The sequence below is a fragment of the Ignavibacteriales bacterium genome (assembly GCA_026390575.1).
Taxonomy (GTDB): Bacteria; Bacteroidota; Ignavibacteria; order UBA10030; family UBA10030; genus Fen-1298.
Genome location: JAPLFR010000006.1, coordinates 118276 through 136225, shown reverse-complemented (window position 1 = coordinate 136225; position 17950 = coordinate 118276). Strand labels below are relative to the sequence as shown.

Below are 17950 nucleotides of genomic sequence, written 5' to 3'. Positions count from 1 at the left end.
TGTTTTATGCCTCCGGCTGAGCAGCTTGCCCGCCAGTTGTGTGGCGGGGACTCTACCGGAGCAATGGCTTTGAGTTTCGTGAGCGTCGATTTCTTTCGCCCGCCTGAAAGTTTGGAAGAGTCCCTATCTTCTTTTCCAAAAAACAGTACAGCATTGCTTATACTTCTTTAAATTGAAAACCAATAATTGATTTTTATGAGAAAAATATTATTGGGATATACATTGCCTAAGTCACCCACAGCATTATATACTGAAGTATTCCCTGGCATAATATAATTTGTTCTATCCTGCGACCATACGAAGTATATTTGTGAGCCGGGACGGTATTCCCATCTCAATACCAGATTGGACCGCAACTGGGAAAAATTGAAATCGGGATTGCCAAAAGAGTAATTAACTTGTGCAATGTTGTTTTCTGAAATTTCGTAATTGTTGCCATTGAATACTGGATTGAGAATCGAATACCTGTCGTTGTATTCAGCTGCCTTTGGATTTGTAACGGATTTAAAATCAGAGTATTTCCCCACAGTAGCGAACGGGCTTCCGTAATATTGAATTGATAACTCTGTAGTAATGTTGTAATCAATTCTGAAAGTCGCACCTATAGTTTGCTGTTTGATTTTTCCAAGGATATACTTTTTATCACCATTGACAGATTTTGTGTCGATATATTGCAAATTATTGAGATTGTCTGAATAGTTTACACTCATTGTTATTTTCAGTGTGTTAATTGGCATTACAGATATTCCAGGTTGTATCAAAATATATTGTGAACTTTTATTGTTTGACAGGGAAGCGTTGGTGGTGAAATCAAAAAATATTTTTTCCGACGGATCTGTCCTGACATAAAAACTATGAGACCAAATTGCAGGTACCAGCATGGCGCTGCCGCCGCGCAGGATATGTGTATCTAAAGCCTGTCCTGTAAAATTTGCCGATGTTGAAATTGCCCAGTTGTTAAGGAATTCAAGATAGATGCTTAATTTGCCGCCAGAGTATAAATGATTCATTCCATAATCCCAGTTGTTGAATTGTTCCAGGCCGATAGAGTACGTTCTGAAAATCGATACAGGTTGATTAACGAAATATGATATGGCGTTTTCCTGTTCAACAATATCGGTTGTTTGCATATAACCCATATCATTTAAATCAAGACCAGGTGACCGCCAATGGATTCCGGTTGAGTAACGCCACAGACCTATGCTTCCTTTTCCTATTCTGATTCTTCCGCCGTACCCTGAAAGCTCTGTGCGTGTGCTATCGAAATTGAAATGATCAACATCCGGACGCTGGTAATACCGGGCTGATGAATTTTGCAGTATCCGTATACTTTCGGTACTTCCATTAATTGTACTGCCCACAAGCTTCGCATCGATAAAGAATTCTTTATCGTTCCAATAATGAAGCAAATCAATACCGCCGGTGTAAGCATTATGATTCATGAATTCGAGATGAGAATCTTTTATGAAGCGATTAGTAGAAGTCAATATTCCACCGAGCATCGTGTTTCCTTCACTAAAATCTTTCTGGACACGTGCAATTAAATAATTTGTCAGTGGTTCAACGCCTACATTCCTGTCTTCACCGGATGAGTTTATTTTTGCCTGTTCATTGGCCGTTAAGCTTTGTAAAATGCCGACGGCGAGCCCGTCTGAGGTTTTTCCGCTTACTTTTGCCGCACTGAGTATTGTGGTATTATCCGGAAAATCCAGGAACTCATTTGATCCTAATGTAGGTGTGTAGTTCGGCGAATGTCCTATCCGGCGGCTGTAAAAAATGCTTGCATCATCAACATCGAAACTAAAAATATTTTTTCCTTCAAGGAAGAACGGCCGCTTTTCTTCGTAAAAAGTTTCAAACGCCGTTAAGTTCATAACAGATGGATCGGATTCCACTTGACCAAAATCCGGGTTTATTGTAAGATCGGCGGTGAAATTGCTTGATAACCCTATTTTCGCATCAAGCCCGAGATTTCGAAATAACGATCTTCCTTTATCTGCAAATGGATTTCCCGGTTCACTTTTAAACGTCTTGAGTTTTCCAAGTGCGTAAGGCATTATTTCGATGCGCCGCGATTGCGGCAGCTCCTTAATTCCATGTAATTCACCAAACTGATACAGCATGCCCGGACCAGTCGATGATTGAACTTCCCAATCGCTTTCTTCCTGCAAACGGTCTATCCATCGCCAGCAATGCATTCCCCAGACCTGTTCGCTGTCGCTGCTGTAACGCAATTGGCTTAACGGAATTTCATATTCAGCTGTCCAGGCAGAATCTTCCATACCGGTTTTCACATACCACACTGCGTTCCAGTTGTAATCTGCATTCGATGGGTTTGTTAACATAAGATCAATTTTTTGGCCGGCGGAAGTAACATCAAATTCAAATCCGGTACGATGATCATGATAACTGTCGAAATTAATACCTACGATATCACCATTTAATTCATCACGTCTTCCGGCTTTGCGGATAATCTTATCAGGTTCACTGTCAAACGCTCGAATGGCAACATAAATATTTTTGTCATCGTAGAGAATTTTTATTTGTGTAGGCTGCGAGGGTTTTGCGCCTTCTCGAGGTACCCATTGCGTAAAGTCGCCGGCCCATTCTCCCGTTTTCCAGCAGGCGTCATCCAGCACACCGTCTATCGCAGGTTTTTCCGTAGTTAAACGTGTCGCGTTGTACACTCGTAAGGGTTTTTTCAGAGGAGTATGTATTGTATCACCCGTGTTTCCCAGATTGAACGAGAATACAGTGTCGTTGAATAATAAAAGGAAGGAAAAAGGAATGGCAAATTTAATATTCATTATTAATGATCCTTGAAAAGTGCCGACAACAGTTTTATGAAGAACGGATTTTGTTGTATTGAAGGGAGGACTCTTCCCAAACATCAATACAGTAATTGCAAATTCTGGAGACTGAGTCTATTTTAATTAGCAAAATTCTCCCTAACCTGCAACATCAGTCACAAAACAAATCTCTCGTTGTCGTCCGATAAAAATTTCTCATCCAGGAAGCTGTAGGAATGTGGCTCGGTGTAGAGTCCCTGCCCGCCCGCCAGACATAAGTCGGCTGGCCATCTTTTTGGTGGGGACTCAACTGCTCATAAGAAAACAGTTTCCAATTGGATGATAAGACCGAATTGCAGCAAGTGGTGATAGCAGTGTTTGAATTGAGCTCGTTGCCATTCCTCCGCGTTGAGCGGCCCAAATACGGGGTGAACATGAATAGCACCCGGTTGTTCCCGGAAATGAATGACAAAGCGAGCGATCTCTTTGCGCAATGCACTCTTCGCGTCGGCGAAAGTGGGGAATCGAAATGGGAGCGGATTCTCACCGAGCAAGGGATTCTTAAACTCACGAGGTGTTTGCTTGTTGTCATGGAGGAATCTCTTTGCCCGCTCCAGCAGGATCTCCGGAGTACGACAAGGAAGCTCGATGATACCTGTAGAGCATTCAAATGCCCAGACGAGGTGCTCAACCATATTCTGCGGAGTCATTTTGCCCCAGAGGGGCGGAGTATTTTCAGCGAGACAAGCAATACACTCGTTGAAAAGTTGATCAAAGAATTTCTCGCGAAGCTTTTCGTTATTGACATCAAAAGGAATTGCAGTCATGCAGTATAATATCCTTTTTTGGTGTAACTGAATGCAATAAACATTATTCTCGCTCCCAAGCTCCGCTTGGGAGCGTTGGTCACGGAAACTCAGATTCTACATTTATTATGAAGCAGAGCTTCAATCTTGCACGTTCCCAAACTGAGTTTGGGAACGATGTGAGGGGGACGAAAAATGAAATAATTTACAATTCCCATTTTAACAAAGCGTATCACGAATTAGCTTCATCGACAAGGAAGCTCTTACAGTGCAGTGATAACGATGATTGTCGTATCATCGGCAGGAGCGTTGGTTTTCGTAAATGTGTGCAGCGCCTCTCTGAGCGAGGCAATGACCTGTGACCCGCTTATGTGAGAAGTTTTCTTAAGAAATTGTTCCAGCGTTTCTTCACCGTACATTTCCTGCTTGTCATTGAAGGACTCCACAACGCCGTCTGTATAGAGCATGAGCCGATCGCCCGGTAGAAGGACGAGAGAGTTTTGGGAAAATGTCGATTGCTCAATTAACCCAATAGCTGCACCGGTAGGAAGCAGCCGTTCGATATTTCCATTCCGCCGGTGCAGCAGCGGGGGATTATGTCCGGCGTTGCAGTACGTCAGAGTGCGCGTAGTTTCGTCAAACTGTGCGAGGAAGAAGGTCACAAATTTTGTCAATCGGATATTCCTGCCGAACAATTCATTCAGCCGCGAGATAACTTGCTCAGGGCATTCGCTTTCCGGAGTGAGAATGCGGAGTGAAGCCTGCAGGTTTGCCATCAGCATGCTTGCCGGCATGCCTTTTCCCATGACATCCGCAATAGCAAAAGCATGTGAACCGTCTTTGAATCTGAGAAAATCGAAATAATCACCTCCGACAATGCGTGCCGGCTGACTAAATGCGGCAACGTCTAAACCGCGTATGTCCGGTACGGTGTGGGGAAGAAGTGCTTGCTGGACTTTCTGTGAAAGTTCCAGATCGTTTTCCAGACGCGTCCGTTCCTCACCGCTCAAATGTTCAAGGCAGACGCAGGAGGAATAATCCATTTCGAGCCGGTTTTCGTTGACGAGGTCATGACAGACTTCGCAAAGTCCTAATGTCTGATCGTCGGCTTTTTTGAGAAAGGAATCGAGCTGCTGAAGCTGCTTTTCTGCTGCCTTCTCTCCGCTCGGCCCGACACGCATGCTAACAGTTTGAGTTCCCGCGTTCCTGAGGAATTCCGTAATATTTTGTTTCCGCTGACGGATGTTTTCTTTGAGAAGTTGTATGATGGTTTCCATAATCGATCTCCGGAGGTTCTTTGAGTATTTACGAAAAAAAAACCTAAAAGTTACTTGTGCATTTCTGTTTCTGGATTGACGTACTTGCTGAGGTTAATAGGGATGAAGATGCAGGGTGATTAAATTTTTCTGGTGCGACAGGATTTTATTCTCAACCGATGGTGAAAACTGGCAGAAAGGAACTTTTTAAGTTCCTTCACTTGTTATGTAAAATTACAAAACAGGAATCATTTACCATTCGGTTTTATACCAACTCAAATCATATTATATTATAAGGAGATACATATGAAACACTCTTTGGTTTGCCGCGGACTTTTCATCATCCTGTGTACGATGCTCCTCTCATCTTTCTCGTTTTCCCAGGGCTCTTCGAGTGGAGATAAAAAAATGCCGTCCCGGGAAGAAATGATGGCAAATTGGAAAGCATCCATGACTCCGGGGGATATGCATAAGAAACTCGAGATATTCGTCGGCTCCTGGAATGCCGAATCTAAAACCTGGGATAAGGGCCCCAATAGCCCGCCTACGATTTCAAAAGGAGTTGCCCAGTATTCGTTGGTGTACGGCGGACGTTATCTCAAAGAGGAATTTAAAGGAGAAATGATGGGGCAGCATTTCATCGGTACCGGCTATACGGCGTATGACAACATGAAGAAAAAATATACCGGCACCTGGATCGACAATATGGGAACAGCAATTTCCACGATGGAAGGGACGATGGATGACGCGGGAAAGACACTTACATTCTGGGGAAAAATGGATGACCCGATGACGGGAGATATGAATAAAGATGTGAAATATATTTATCGTATTATTGATAAGAACAAACATATCTTTGAATCTTACATGGGAACAGCAGCGCAACCCAATTTCCAAATCACTTATACAAGGAAAAAATAGAAATTTATTGCAAGTGTAGGATTGTCATGCTGAACTTGTTTCAGCATCTATGAAATCCATTGAATTTCAAGGTGGGAGATTCCGAAACAAGTTCGGAATGACTGTTTTCACACATTCTGGCAACTCCTGTCGCCACACGCTATCAAGCTGGGAGTGAGTTGCACTCACGACCTCGCTGTTCGGGAGAACATCTCCCTCACAACTTGGGATCCAAATCAACAAGGACATAATAGCAATGGTACTTCGATCACCTTATATCAAATCATTATTCTTAAGCAGTGTCCTTTTCTATATTTGTACAGGGCAGATTATTTCTGATTCTGCCGCTATTCTCAAAGGAGGAATGACTATGAAACGAGTCACAGGCATCGGCGGAATTTTCTTCAAAGCAAAGAATCCGGACTCACTTCGTGCTTGGTATCGCCAGCATCTTGGTATTGAAATTGAAGCTTGGGGTGGATTTGCGTTCAAGTGGCGCTCCGAGAAGAATTCTGAGGGGAACGGTACTACTGTATGGAATATCTTCAAAGCTGATACGAAGTATTTCGATCCCAGCCAATCGACATTTATGATCAACTATCGTGTCGACAACTTGGACGAACTTCTGCGAGTTCTTCGGGTTGAGGGATGCACTGTCGATTCCAAAGTGGATGAATCAGAATTTGGAAAGTTTGGTTGGTTGATGGATCCAGAAGGTAATCGTATTGAACTCTGGCAGCCACCTCCAGGCCAATGATCTGTTTTTGACGGTTTCTTCATATTTGGTATGATGTAGCGTCCGACACTCTGTCGGACATTTACAGGAATGGCGCGATTTCATTTCGTCCTGCTGCGAGCAGGACTCTACAGAATCATAGTGTAAATTTCCGTAAGTGTGGTGACAAACTCGGTGAGGTTATGTGGAGTGAAGCTGTAGGATGTTTGATTCTTTTCTATCACAATTCAAGAAATCAATTCACGTTTTGTAAATTCGCAAGGTTCACAGTGAACATTCGTAGCATTCGATGTAGCGTCCGACACTCTGTCGGACATTTACAGGAATGGCGCGATTTCATTTCGTCCTGCTACGAGTAGTTTACCCGCAGGCTGTTTGACGGTGACGAACTCGCTGAGGCTAAGAGGCGTGAAGCTGTAGGATGTTTGATTCTTTTCTATCGCAATTCAAGAAATCAATTCACGTTTTGTAAATTCGCAAAGCTCAGAGTGAACATTCGTAACATTCGACGTAGCGTCCGACACTCTGTCGGACATTTACAGGATTGGTGTGATTTCATTTCGTCCTGCTGCGAGCAGGACTCTACACGATGTTTGTCGTGGGAGCGATAAAATATTTTTCTTTTTCCCCGAGGTTTTTTATGCCGGACAATCTCTCATCTTTAATCTTAATTCTTCAATCATAAATCTTCATTCTTAAATCTTAAAGTGTGGTGACGAACTCAATGAGGTTAAAAAAGTGTGAAGCTGTAGAGTATCGAAATATTTTATTTGAGGGAAGATTTAAAAAAAATAAGCTGGGGGTTAGTTGCGGCGAAGCCGTCCCTTCGGGACACTCACGATCTTTTTGTTCGGGAGAACATCTACTTCATAACTTGGTAATTGTGATGCCATGTACAGTGTCCTGTATTTCTATTCAATTATTTTACCATCGATTTGATGTTTGAATACACCTCTTTTAATTAATTCTGATATTGCACTTTGTACCAAACTTTTTTTTATCCCTAGCTTTTCGGCGACTTCTATATGCACACCCTTATTCCAAGGTTGTACCGGCAGTAAATTTTTAACTTTCTCGATTGTTTGCTCATCAGCAATCCGCCTCTTTTTTTTGTGTTTCCTTTTTTCTGATTGTATCGGAGTACCATAGACTAGTTGTTGTATTGTTTGAAAATCTGAATATCCCTTTTTACCTGACACGTAACTTTTAGCATTTTTATAAAATGCCGTAACCTTTAGGCTCGACCCAAAAAGAACAACTTCAACATAATTATCCTCTAATACAGAAATATTTTTTATAATGTCTTTAGCTGATACAAGTTTATCGTTATGCCAAAAGCGAAATTCTGTATTTAGAAATTCAGGTAATTCCTCTTTGTAGTTAAACTTAAAAACTACTAAAGTCTCACTTTTTGAACCTTTTGGATCGGGCTTATTTTCGATTAATGTTTTTGTCGCTTTTTCAATAGATTCAGCGTATAATTTTATATCTTTAAAAGCTTTCAATAAATAAGACTCATTAATAGATAACCCTACATTTTTTACATTGTATTTATGCCTATAATATTCGTCTGTTTTTCCAAGACGATGAACGAACAAATGACGCCTATCATGATATTCGTTCATTGTTTTTTCACCAGGAAATATTGACGATATATTTAGTTTGAATTTTGTGTTATAGTATGTCATAATTTTAATAAAACCATCACTAGATAACTTCCTGCAGTCTCTTGTTATTAACTTTTCGAAGATTTCTGTAATACTATCATATGATATTATTTCAGCGGTAGTGAATGATATAATGTCGTTGGTTTTAAAAATGAAAATATTATTAGCTGATATAAATTTAATATTGTCAATAAGGTAAACTTCAAGTGCAGAAATAAGTCTAATTAATATTAGCTCTCTAAGAAAGTATTGTTGATTTAATACGAATTGTTTGTTTTTCCTGAAGAAAGAAGGTTTATCAGGGACTAAAAGCTTTAGATCAATATCTATTCCTCTTAACTTTTTTTCGTGTTTATATATTTCATGAATCTGTTGGATAGAAAAAGCAGATGTTTTGTAAAAAGTTTCTAATTCCTCTAGTTCTTTTTTAAAGATATAATAGGGGTTCATAGTTTAAAAGGTGATATGGCATACAATTATTTGAATAGTGTATATCTCTTAATTATATCTGCCCAATTTCGGATGGGTTGATATTGTATTGTAATTAGTTTGGTTTATTGTTTGTAGTGGCATCATTAAGCTTTGAAAAAATTGTTGTACAGCCAATCTATAATTCATTGAACATCCTTCGCCAGGTACTGATACATATATCCGCCTCTCTTAAATAGCTCTCCTGCCGTCCAACCGATTCTTGCTGTTTTATTTCACGCTCAATTTAATCTCTAAGAGTGCTTTTGCAGTCTCGATATCCTTTTTAAATTTAAATACAACCGTCAATCCCCGGATTTTACCATAATGTTTTCCATCCTTGAACTCCTTTTTCATTTCCGCGGGAATGGCACTGTCCACAATTGCCTTTGCGGCTCTGTCGGTAAAGTAAAACGTGGTTCTGAACGTACCTTCTCTAATAGATAACCAGAAGAGATTCTTTTTCTTCAGCATATTCTTCATGAGCCAGCTTTTCCCGTCGTTGTAATACCGCCACTCTGGAATTATGTCAGGGTGGTCCATCTGAAGATATTCGAAAAAAGTTATCCAAATGTCTTTTGTTTTTCCGAGATGCGAAAAGATTATTTCTTCCGTGGGAAATTGCGTTTTATCGGAAAGTGCGGGTTGATCCATGTTCGTTCCTCCTGAACAAAATGCTCAACAGCTGTGATTGCTTGGCAGCGATGAAGCGAATTCCCAACTGAGTAGGATTGGGAACCACTGGGGTAAAGTGTAGTATTTTTTGGCGGGAGAAGCAAGGTCTCTCGTAGGGACGTATAGCTATACGTCCCTACAAAACCTGCGAGTAGGGGTTCAATATATTGAACCCCTACAGAAGAATTTTTTTGGGGGGAGAAATAATGAGAAACATTAAGCGCTTTTATTTATTTTGTTATTTTCAAAAACGACGTCACTGTATAATTCTTTTGCGCATTCCGGACAAATACCATGTGTAAATTGCGCCTCTGAATGTTTTTGTATATATCCTTCTATTTGATCCCAATACCCCTTATCGTTTCGTATTTTTTTACAATTCGCACAAATGGGAAGAAGCCCGCTTAAAGTCTTAACGCTGGCCAGCGCTTCCTGGATGCCCTGTTGAAGTTCTTTCTCTCTCTTTAAGAGCTGCCACACCCGCACCCGGTACGCACCAAAAATTGCTCCTCCCAGGACAATCAGCACGAGACCATAGAACCAATACGCCTCATAAAAATGCGGCTGAAGGTTAAATGTAAAGTTTGCTCCTACTTTGTTCCACACGCCGTCATTGTTACAAGCGATCACACGAAAGCGATATTGACCGGAAGGAAGGTTCGTATAATATGCAACCCGCCTTGTTCCTGCTTCTACCCATTCACGATCGTACCCTTCAAGTTTATACTTAAAGAGGACTCTATGAGGAACAAGAAGACTTAACGCCGTGAAATGAAATTCCCATTTTTCTTTGCCGGGAGAAAAAATTGTAAATTGATCTGCAGGCATCGTCTCTTGATCTACCATAACCCGTTCGATAATAACCGGCGGGGGAAAAGTATTCCGCTTAAAAATTTTTGGATCTATCTTGACTGCCCCTTTCTTCGTTGCAAACCATAAACATCCATCATGCGTCTTCCATCCAACAGGCTGCCACCCGCCGAAGCATTCATCTGTTTTCATTCCGTCGGCAGTGACATAAACTTGTGAATGCAATGTTTTGATCTTTCCTGCTTGATAGTCATCAATATCTGCGCGTTTCAGATAGATGATACCACTTGGACTGCTCAACCAGAGATCGCCCTCATTATCACAAAGCACGCAATAGAATTCGGACGTGAATAAACCATCCTTGATGCTCAAGGGGGTAAGTTTACCATTGTTATATCGTGTAAGTCCGTCACTCGGGGAAGTGATCCACAGGCTTCCCAGCTGATCATCGAGAATGCAATTAACCCAGGGCCCGGCCAACCCTTCTGTTTGTTTGAACATTGTAGAAGATCCATTCTCTATCTTCACAAGACCGTTTGTAGAACCAATCCATAGAGGACCATGAAGTTGAGAATAAAGGCATGCGACATATTCCAAAGTATGATACGGTTCCCCGTTCTTGAGGAGATAGGGCTTCAACCGTCCATCAACAAATCTTTGAAGACCTATACCATCGACATAGAGAATTAAACTTACACTGTCTTCCGTGATAGCAGAAAACCACTTATTAGGCAAACCTGTTTGGGGAGTAAAACGTTTGATCCGATTATTCTTTATGTTGAGAAGCAAGCCGGTTTGACTGATCCACAGACTGCCATCACGCGCCACATACGCCGGCCCCACATTTGCAGTATCTATGATAGTACGGCCATTCTTCATATGCATTATTACTCCATCTGCATTACTGAGAATGTAAAGAGTACTGTCAGGAGTCTCGGCAATGCCCGAAATATAATCGCTCGCGAGACCTTCTTTCGTTGTATAGGAAGTGATATTCACATCCGTATACTGGTTGAGTCCCTCTAATGTGCACACCCAGATACTGCCTTCGTGATCTTCAAAGATATTAAGAACGTGGTCGTTTGTGAGTCCATATAAATATGTCATGCTCGACCATGTTCCCTTCGTCAAACGATTGATTCCCTTGTATGTTCCGAACCACAGATTGTTATCTCTGTCTTCACAAACGGAAGTGATGTGATCACTGTGTATACCATCCGACCATTTGTAGGTTTTCAAAGCACCATTCTTCCAACGGACCAGCCCATTAACTGTTCCAACCCAAACATTTGAATCACGATCAGTAAAGAGAGTGGTAGTTATATCGTGGGGCAATCCATTTGCGATTGTCATGGTACCGACTTGTGTCATGCGAACATCATCGAAGATACGCACTCCTTCATGTGTCCCCACCCAAATTCTGCCAAGTGAATCTTCTGTAAGACTGGTGATATATCGCGGATTGATGGGTACAGATATGAATTTTCCTCCAGCATACATAAAGAGGCCGTACGTTGTACCAACCCAGATGTGTCCAATCTTGCTTTCCAATAATACTTGTATTTCTCTCGAGAGAAGTCCATCAGCTCCACTGTAACGAAAAATTTTCTCGTTCTTAATGCGTCGAAGATTACTGAAAGTTGTTCCGACCCAGAGATTGCTATCTCTGGAAAAACATAACGTTGAAATGGTTTCAATTACTTTACTATCCTTCGGATTTGTATTCACCGGAGTAAAATTGACTCCATCGAAGCGGAAGAGACCTGCCGAAGTACCAAGCCAGAGATAGCCATCTCGTCCCTGCAGGCCAACATTGACAGCGTTCGCCGGCAGGCCATTCTGTTTTAGCCAAACATTATGCCCGTACTGATTTATAGTTTTTTGAGGATCGAGAGCAAGGGCTGAGGACACCGTGCAGACTATCAATACAACGATGAATATTATACTCCGGAAATATGTGTTCTTACTATGCGTCAAATTATTTACGTTTTTCCTCCTCTGAAACAAACATCCTGTAAGTTAATTTTCATAACCTTTGGTAAGTTCATTCGTACATAACTTCTATCTTATTATTCATATTAAGATAGAAGTTATTGAACCACAACTTGAATGGCATCAGTAAGAGGTTTCGGAACTATGTTCCCTTCGACCACTTGTCCGTCAACCCTGAGCTGTACTCTGTGCAACAATTTTAATGCCTGAAAGGAGATTCTTGTCCTCAATAAACACTGAGCTTATGTTGAAAGAAAAACCTATAAAATTATTAATATCTATCTAACAATTGGCATACAGCCAAGAAAGACGATGTTATAAATACCGCAATGCATGAATATATTACCGAACTATGTCTTTCTCTAAATGATACGCAAATATGATAAAAACGGTAAATGGTAAACGGTGAATGGTAAACGGTAAATGGTAAACGGTAGATGGTAGAGGGTAAACGGCAGACGGTAAATGGAAGATGTAGGAGCTTGAGATGTCAAGCTTGCGAAGGAGTGAAACAGTGTGGCCGGATGAATCGATAATGATTGCGATTAAGATTATAGGTCGCTATATTTCATTGTTTCTGTTCATAAAAAATAGGATTGGGATGAAGGCACTTATCGTTGACGATAGTCTTGAGAGCAGAATGCTTCTTGGTAAAATACTGAGCAAGGAATTTGGCGCGGAGATTGTTGAAGCAGCGAATGGTGAAGAGGCGATAAAGAAAATTTCGTCTGAGAACCCCGATGTTGTTTTTCTCGATTACGAAATGCCGACGATGAACGGAAAAGATACATTAATAGCTATTCGTTCCAACCGTGCCACGCGAAATTTACCGGTTGTTATCGTCACATCTCATTCTGAAATGGTGCTTGTGAAAGAACTTCTCAAATACAAAGTTTCGTTATATCTTGTAAAACCTATTTCAGCTGAATATTTAGTGAAACATATCTCGATAATCTTTCCGAAACCCTCTTCGAATCGTTGAGTCGCGGTTGTTCTTTTACTGAGAACTTTCCCTTCGGCATAGTAACTCATCGAAAATCTGCAATCTAAAATCATCCATTCATTGTTTTGGATATCCAACTGTCTGGCTGAGAACAATCTTTTGTTGGGGCCGAAGCTTCAATTCTTTCGTAAGAGTTTCACGATCAACCATTCCTCTCACAACAACTGCCAATCCTTCCGAAGCACAATAAAGATACACGTTCTGTGCAATGAATCCGGCATCTGCAGAACTCCAGCGGATTCTATCTTCATCATTTGCACGAGTCATTCGCTTCTCATCTGCGATATATACGAGATTGAGGGGGCGCTTCTTTTACGAACGATTGTTTGCCGGTAGGTTCTCGTAAATCCTTTTCTGTAATGAGTAATAAACTATTGGATTTTGCATCGTACATATACGTCCCGCTTTGCATCATCACATATATATCAATTTCCTGCCAGTTCATTGCCGATGGAGCTGTCCGTTTTCCGTTCTCGGGACGATTTATTCCATATGCCGCCCAAAGAAGATTCGAAAGTTCTTGCAGGGGCAACGGCTTTGCGGTAAACGTCCTCGAAGATTGTCGAAGTTTTAATACTTGCATCAAAGGTTTGCCGATTTCAGTCTGTGGCGGAGGAAGTTGGATGGGTTTTAAATCTTGAGCTAAAGAGAGTGAGAAAGAAATACTGAGAAAAATAAACAAACGGGCAAATTTCATTGTGGACTTCCTTTATGAGTAATTATGTTGGGATAATCTATCCCCAAAATCGTAAAAAGTCAAACGTATTGATTCCGTAGTTTTCAAAACAGTCACTCGGTGATATCGTATGTGGATTTCTCAAACCATATAGTGAATAATTAAAAAAATCGCCAGTCGCTTTGACTTCTCCAACTAAATGCGTATCTTACTGGCGAAATTTGAATGTAATCCGCACCTTACAAACTAAAAATTTATAAGTGAAGTGGATTTTTTCAGGTATGCGGATACTGAACAACGAATAGCATAAGGTTATTAGCTCATAAACGAACGCTGATAATTGAAAGCTAAAAACTAATACAGGTAGAACTAACATAGGAGCAATAAGATGGATCGATTTAAAGAATTGCAGGAACTCGTAGCAACATTCCAGGCAGATTTCGAAAAGTTTTATATAAAGCAAAACAAATCGGCAGGTGTGCGTTTACGCAAACATATGGCCAGCTTAAAAAGGAAAGCACAAGAAATTCGTAATGAAGTACAGGATGTGAAAGCAAAGATGGCGGAAGAACCATCACAGCCGACTCCGCCGCCGGCAGCATAAATTCGTCATTTTCAACCAGCTTGCCTGCCGCTTATTGCGCGGGCAAGCTGATATTTTTTAGCAAAGTTATTATTGCCTCACCTTGAGCTTCTTGTATATAAAAACGTAAGAGGTGTAAAACTCGAACGTACCTTTTTGGGTATCCATGAATAATCGTATTTCCCACTGAAGTGAAAAAAGCATTTCGGTGCATTTGATTTTTACTCTGCAATGTCGATGGTCGGTTGAGCGGTGGAATCTCTTGAAACGATTTTTTTATTATTGAGTCGATAAAAAGTTTTTAAAGGATTTAACCTGATCGAAATGAGGGGATAAAAGCAATGAAGAAATATATCATGCTTGGTGTGCTTGCTGGAGCAGCAATTTCATTGACGGTGTTATTGCTCAGGCGAAAACAGTCCGAAGGAATGGAATTTCATGATTTTGTTGATTCGCCTTCAGTTGCAGACGATCTCTTTGGAAAAGCATTCCGCGAACTGCCAGACAAGCCGTGATCGTATGATCCCTGGATTCAGGGAAACTGGAGTCTGTGGTTTCGTTGACATTCGGTGGTGATTTAGATATCTTGAAAAGGCACGGCATATTTCTGAAATAGAATCCTTGCAACACAAAAACATAGTAATTTTGATATTTAGACAATGGCAGATATAGACGAACAGCGAAAAAGAGTTGCAGAGCTTAAGCAAAAGATCCTTGAGCAGAAAAAGAAAAGTGAATCTGCGCCATCGCTAGATGCGTCAATAAATACACCCGTTGACAAGGCCAAAGAACCGACAGCGCCTGTTCAGAATCAAGCACAGGATGTTAAACAACAAGTTGAGGCAGCGAGCCAACATCGACCAGAGGAAGTGATTAACAAAACTGAGAAGATTGTTCTTCCTCAACAAGAAGAAGAGAAGCGGCGCGCAGAGACAGAAAAAAACGCACAAGCCCAACATGTTAATCCGGTTGTTTATTTGCAGGCATACGCACAGACTTTGAAACAAGCATGGGCGAATGGATCGATGAGTAAAGATGAAGAAAATTTATTGTCCACATTACGCAAATCGATGGGTATAAGCGATGAAGTACATGCGAGTTTAGAGCAGGAGGTTCGGCTTGAAATCTATTTGCAGGCGATTGTTGACTGTTGGAAGAATGGATCTATTACCCCTCAAGATTTGGACCGGCTTGATGCCATGCGAGAGAGGTTTCATATTTCAGCTGAAGAACATATGCGCCTGGAAAAACAAGTTCGGCAAGATATATTAAAGCAGCGTTAATTTTTTTTCAAGTAATGTGAAATAGATGTTGACTTTTCGAGATTGATATGCTATATTAAAGTCCCGCACAATAGCGGCGGAAGTTCCTTATAAAAAAGAGTTTATAATGCCCATCGTTCATGGGCATTTTTATCGTAAGGCTGTTCTTTGAAAAAGTGTGCACGACAAATGTCAATTTAACTGGGTTTCAACCCTGTTCGAAAAGTCTAACGACTCAGAGAACAGGTCATCAGACTTGAAGTTGAGAATATAAAAATTCTACAATGGAGAGTTTGATCCTGGCTCAGGACGAACGCTGGCGGCGTGCCTAACACATGCAAGTCTTGGGAGAAAGAGGTAGCAATATCTTGAGTAAACCGGCGCAAGGGTGAGTAACACGTAGGTAATCTGCCTAGAGGACGGGAATAACTTCGAGAAATCGAGGCTAATGCCCGATGAAATTCCAATGCAGCATTGTATTGGGATCAAAAGCCGTAAGGCGCCTTTAGATGAACCTGCGTCCCATTAGGTAGTTGGTGAGGTAACGGCCCACCAAGCCGACGATGGGTAGCTGGTCTGAGAGGACGATCAGCCACACTGGAACTGAGACACGGTCCAGACTCCTACGGGAGGCAGCAGTGAGGAATATTGCGCAATGCCCGAAAGGGTGACGCAGCGACGCCGCGTGGAGGATGAAGGCCCTACGGGTCGTAAACTCCTTTTGTGAGGGAATAATTTCTCGCTATAGGCGAGATTGAATGTACCTCAGGAAAAAGCATCGGCTAACTACGTGCCAGCAGCCGCGGTAATACGTAGGATGCTAGCGTTGTCCGGATTTACTGGGTGTAAAGGGAGCGCAGGCGGGTTGGTAAGTCGGTGGTGAAATTCTCGGGCTTAACCCGAGTACTGCCATCGATACTGCTAATCTTGAGTGCAGAAGAGGTTGATGGAATTCTAGGTGTAGCGGTGAAATGCGTAGATATCTAGAAGAACACCGATGGCGAAGGCAGTCAACTGGTCTGCTACTGACGCTCATGCTCGAAAGCGTGGGGATCAAACAGGATTAGATACCCTGGTAGTCCACGCCCTAAACGATGAATACTCGATGTCGGCTCGCAAGGGTCGGTGTCTAAGCTAACGCATTAAGTATTCCACCTGGGGAGTACGATCGCAAGGTTGAAACTCAAAGGAATTGACGGGGGCCCGCACAAGCAGTGGAGCATGTGGTTTAATTCGATGCAACGCGAAGAACCTTACCTGGGTTTGAAAGGCTCTGTAAACCGGTGAAAGCCGGCTAGTGTAGCAATACACACGGAGTACAGGTGCTGCATGGCTGTCGTCAGCTCGTGCCGTGAGGTGTTAGGTTAAGTCCTGCAACGAGCGCAACCCCTGCACTTAGTTGCCATCAGGTAATGCTGGGCACTCTAAGTGGACTGCCTACGCAAGTAGTGAGGAAGGTGGGGATGACGTCAAGTCCTCATGGCCCTTACACCCAGGGCCACACACGTGCTACAATGGCCACTACAATGGGCTGCAAAATCGCAAGGTTGAGCCAATCCCATAAAAGTGGTCTCAGTTCGGATTGAGGGCTGCAACTCGCCCTCATGAAGCTGGAATTGCTAGTAATCGCGGATCAGCACGCCGCGGTGAATACGTTCCCGGGCCTTGTACACACCGCCCGTCAAGCCATGGAAGCTGGGAGTACCCGAAGCCGTTCACCCAACCGCAAGGAGGGAAGCGTCTAAGGTAAAATCAGTGACTGGGGCTAAGTCGTAACAAGGTAGCCGTATCGGAAGGTGCGGCTGGATCACCTCCTTTCTAAGGAGATCTCGTCCGAGCAATCGGAACGAAAATCTCATTACAATTCTGCCCAATTAAGTTGGCAAGAAGCGTGCACACTTTTTATTTTTTTTATCACTGGGCCCGTAGCTCAGGTGGTTAGAGCGCACGCCTGATAAGCGTGAGGTCAGTGGTTCAACTCCACTTGGGCCCACCAAAGGCGTGTGATAGAGAAGCCCAAATAAATTGAAAATTGTCGATTGGCAATTTGAAAATTGTTTGGGGCTGTAGCTCAGTTTGGGAGAGCGCCTGGTTTGCAACCAGGAGGTCGCCGGTTCGATCCCGACCAGCTCCACAAAAATAAAAAGTTGACAATTGGCGATTGCCAATTGCAAATTGATTTGTTCTTTGACAATTGGGAAGTGTGAATAATTTAGTAACGACTAGTAGTCTCGATGAAATTTATTGGGACAAACGAGTGAACGATTATTCCAAATGCATAACCTAAATATAATTTTCAAGTTTTTCTGTCCGAAATTCTAATGATG

14 protein-coding genes, 2 tRNA genes and 1 rRNA gene are annotated in these 17950 nt (G+C 42.0%); 9 read left to right on the top strand and 8 right to left on the bottom strand.

Annotated features, from left to right (window positions below; translation table 11 throughout):
* Window positions 1-167 precede the first annotated feature (167 nt).
* The 3 genes from NTX44_04330 to NTX44_04320 form a co-directional block, all read right to left on the bottom strand.
* Window positions 168-2807 (bottom strand): DUF5916 domain-containing protein, encoded by a 2640-nt coding sequence (locus NTX44_04330; protein MCX6120823.1) that lies wholly within the window; start codon window positions 2805-2807, stop codon window positions 168-170.
* Between the two features lie 296 nt (window positions 2808-3103).
* Window positions 3104-3616: a DUF1569 domain-containing protein gene (locus tag NTX44_04325; GenBank protein ID MCX6120822.1), complete on the bottom strand. Its 513-nt coding sequence runs from the start codon at window positions 3614-3616 to the stop codon at window positions 3104-3106.
* Between the two features lie 242 nt (window positions 3617-3858).
* The gene (locus tag NTX44_04320; protein MCX6120821.1) at window positions 3859-4872 is read right to left on the bottom strand and encodes a SpoIIE family protein phosphatase; all 1014 of its coding nucleotides are present in this window, start codon (window positions 4870-4872) and stop codon (window positions 3859-3861) included.
* Between the two features lie 285 nt (window positions 4873-5157).
* On the opposite strand from NTX44_04320, the gene NTX44_04315 reads away from it, so the two are divergent.
* Complete coding sequence (locus NTX44_04315) at window positions 5158-5772, top strand: DUF1579 domain-containing protein (protein ID MCX6120820.1); 615 nt, start codon at window positions 5158-5160, stop codon at window positions 5770-5772.
* Between the two features lie 349 nt (window positions 5773-6121).
* Window positions 6122-6508: a VOC family protein gene (locus tag NTX44_04310; protein MCX6120819.1), complete on the top strand. Its 387-nt coding sequence runs from the start codon at window positions 6122-6124 to the stop codon at window positions 6506-6508.
* Between the two features lie 890 nt (window positions 6509-7398).
* On the opposite strand, the gene NTX44_04305 is transcribed toward NTX44_04310, so the two are convergent.
* The 3 genes from NTX44_04305 to NTX44_04295 all read right to left on the bottom strand — a co-directional run bounded on the left by NTX44_04305 (window position 7399) and on the right by NTX44_04295 (window position 12084).
* Window positions 7399-8604, bottom strand: coding sequence for a hypothetical protein (locus NTX44_04305; GenBank protein ID MCX6120818.1), 1206 nt, complete (start codon window positions 8602-8604; stop codon window positions 7399-7401).
* 249 nt (window positions 8605-8853) lie between these two features.
* Complete coding sequence (locus NTX44_04300) at window positions 8854-9276, bottom strand: DUF3788 family protein (protein MCX6120817.1); 423 nt, start codon at window positions 9274-9276, stop codon at window positions 8854-8856.
* Window positions 9277-9513: 237 nt separating this feature from the next.
* The gene (locus NTX44_04295) at window positions 9514-12084 is read right to left on the bottom strand and encodes a triple tyrosine motif-containing protein (GenBank protein ID MCX6120816.1); all 2571 of its coding nucleotides are present in this window, start codon (window positions 12082-12084) and stop codon (window positions 9514-9516) included.
* 502 nt (window positions 12085-12586) lie between these two features.
* Between NTX44_04295 and NTX44_04290 the strand changes: the two genes are divergently transcribed.
* Window positions 12587-13081, top strand: a complete 495-nt coding sequence (locus NTX44_04290; protein MCX6120815.1) for a response regulator — start codon at window positions 12587-12589, stop codon at window positions 13079-13081.
* A gap of 78 nt (window positions 13082-13159) precedes the next feature.
* On the opposite strand, the gene NTX44_04285 is transcribed toward NTX44_04290, so the two are convergent.
* The gene (locus tag NTX44_04285) at window positions 13160-13369 is read right to left on the bottom strand and encodes a nitroreductase family protein (protein MCX6120814.1); all 210 of its coding nucleotides are present in this window, start codon (window positions 13367-13369) and stop codon (window positions 13160-13162) included.
* 7 nt (window positions 13370-13376) lie between these two features.
* Complete coding sequence (locus tag NTX44_04280) at window positions 13377-13799, bottom strand: nitroreductase family protein (GenBank protein MCX6120813.1); 423 nt, start codon at window positions 13797-13799, stop codon at window positions 13377-13379.
* Window positions 13800-14166: 367 nt separating this feature from the next.
* On the opposite strand from NTX44_04280, the gene NTX44_04275 reads away from it, so the two are divergent.
* From NTX44_04275 to NTX44_04250, 6 genes are all read left to right on the top strand, one after another.
* The gene (locus NTX44_04275) at window positions 14167-14382 is read left to right on the top strand and encodes a histone H1 (GenBank protein ID MCX6120812.1); all 216 of its coding nucleotides are present in this window, start codon (window positions 14167-14169) and stop codon (window positions 14380-14382) included.
* Between the two features lie 320 nt (window positions 14383-14702).
* Window positions 14703-14876: a hypothetical protein gene (locus tag NTX44_04270; protein ID MCX6120811.1), complete on the top strand. Its 174-nt coding sequence runs from the start codon at window positions 14703-14705 to the stop codon at window positions 14874-14876.
* Window positions 14877-15020: 144 nt separating this feature from the next.
* The gene (locus NTX44_04265) at window positions 15021-15644 is read left to right on the top strand and encodes a hypothetical protein (protein MCX6120810.1); all 624 of its coding nucleotides are present in this window, start codon (window positions 15021-15023) and stop codon (window positions 15642-15644) included.
* A 260-nt stretch (window positions 15645-15904) separates the two neighbouring features.
* Window positions 15905-17441: ribosomal RNA gene (locus NTX44_04260) — 16S ribosomal RNA — on the top strand.
* Window positions 17442-17542: 101 nt separating this feature from the next.
* Window positions 17543-17619 (top strand) — tRNA-Ile (locus NTX44_04255).
* A gap of 64 nt (window positions 17620-17683) precedes the next feature.
* Window positions 17684-17757, top strand: a tRNA-Ala gene (locus NTX44_04250).
* Window positions 17758-17950: the final 193 nt, after the last annotated feature.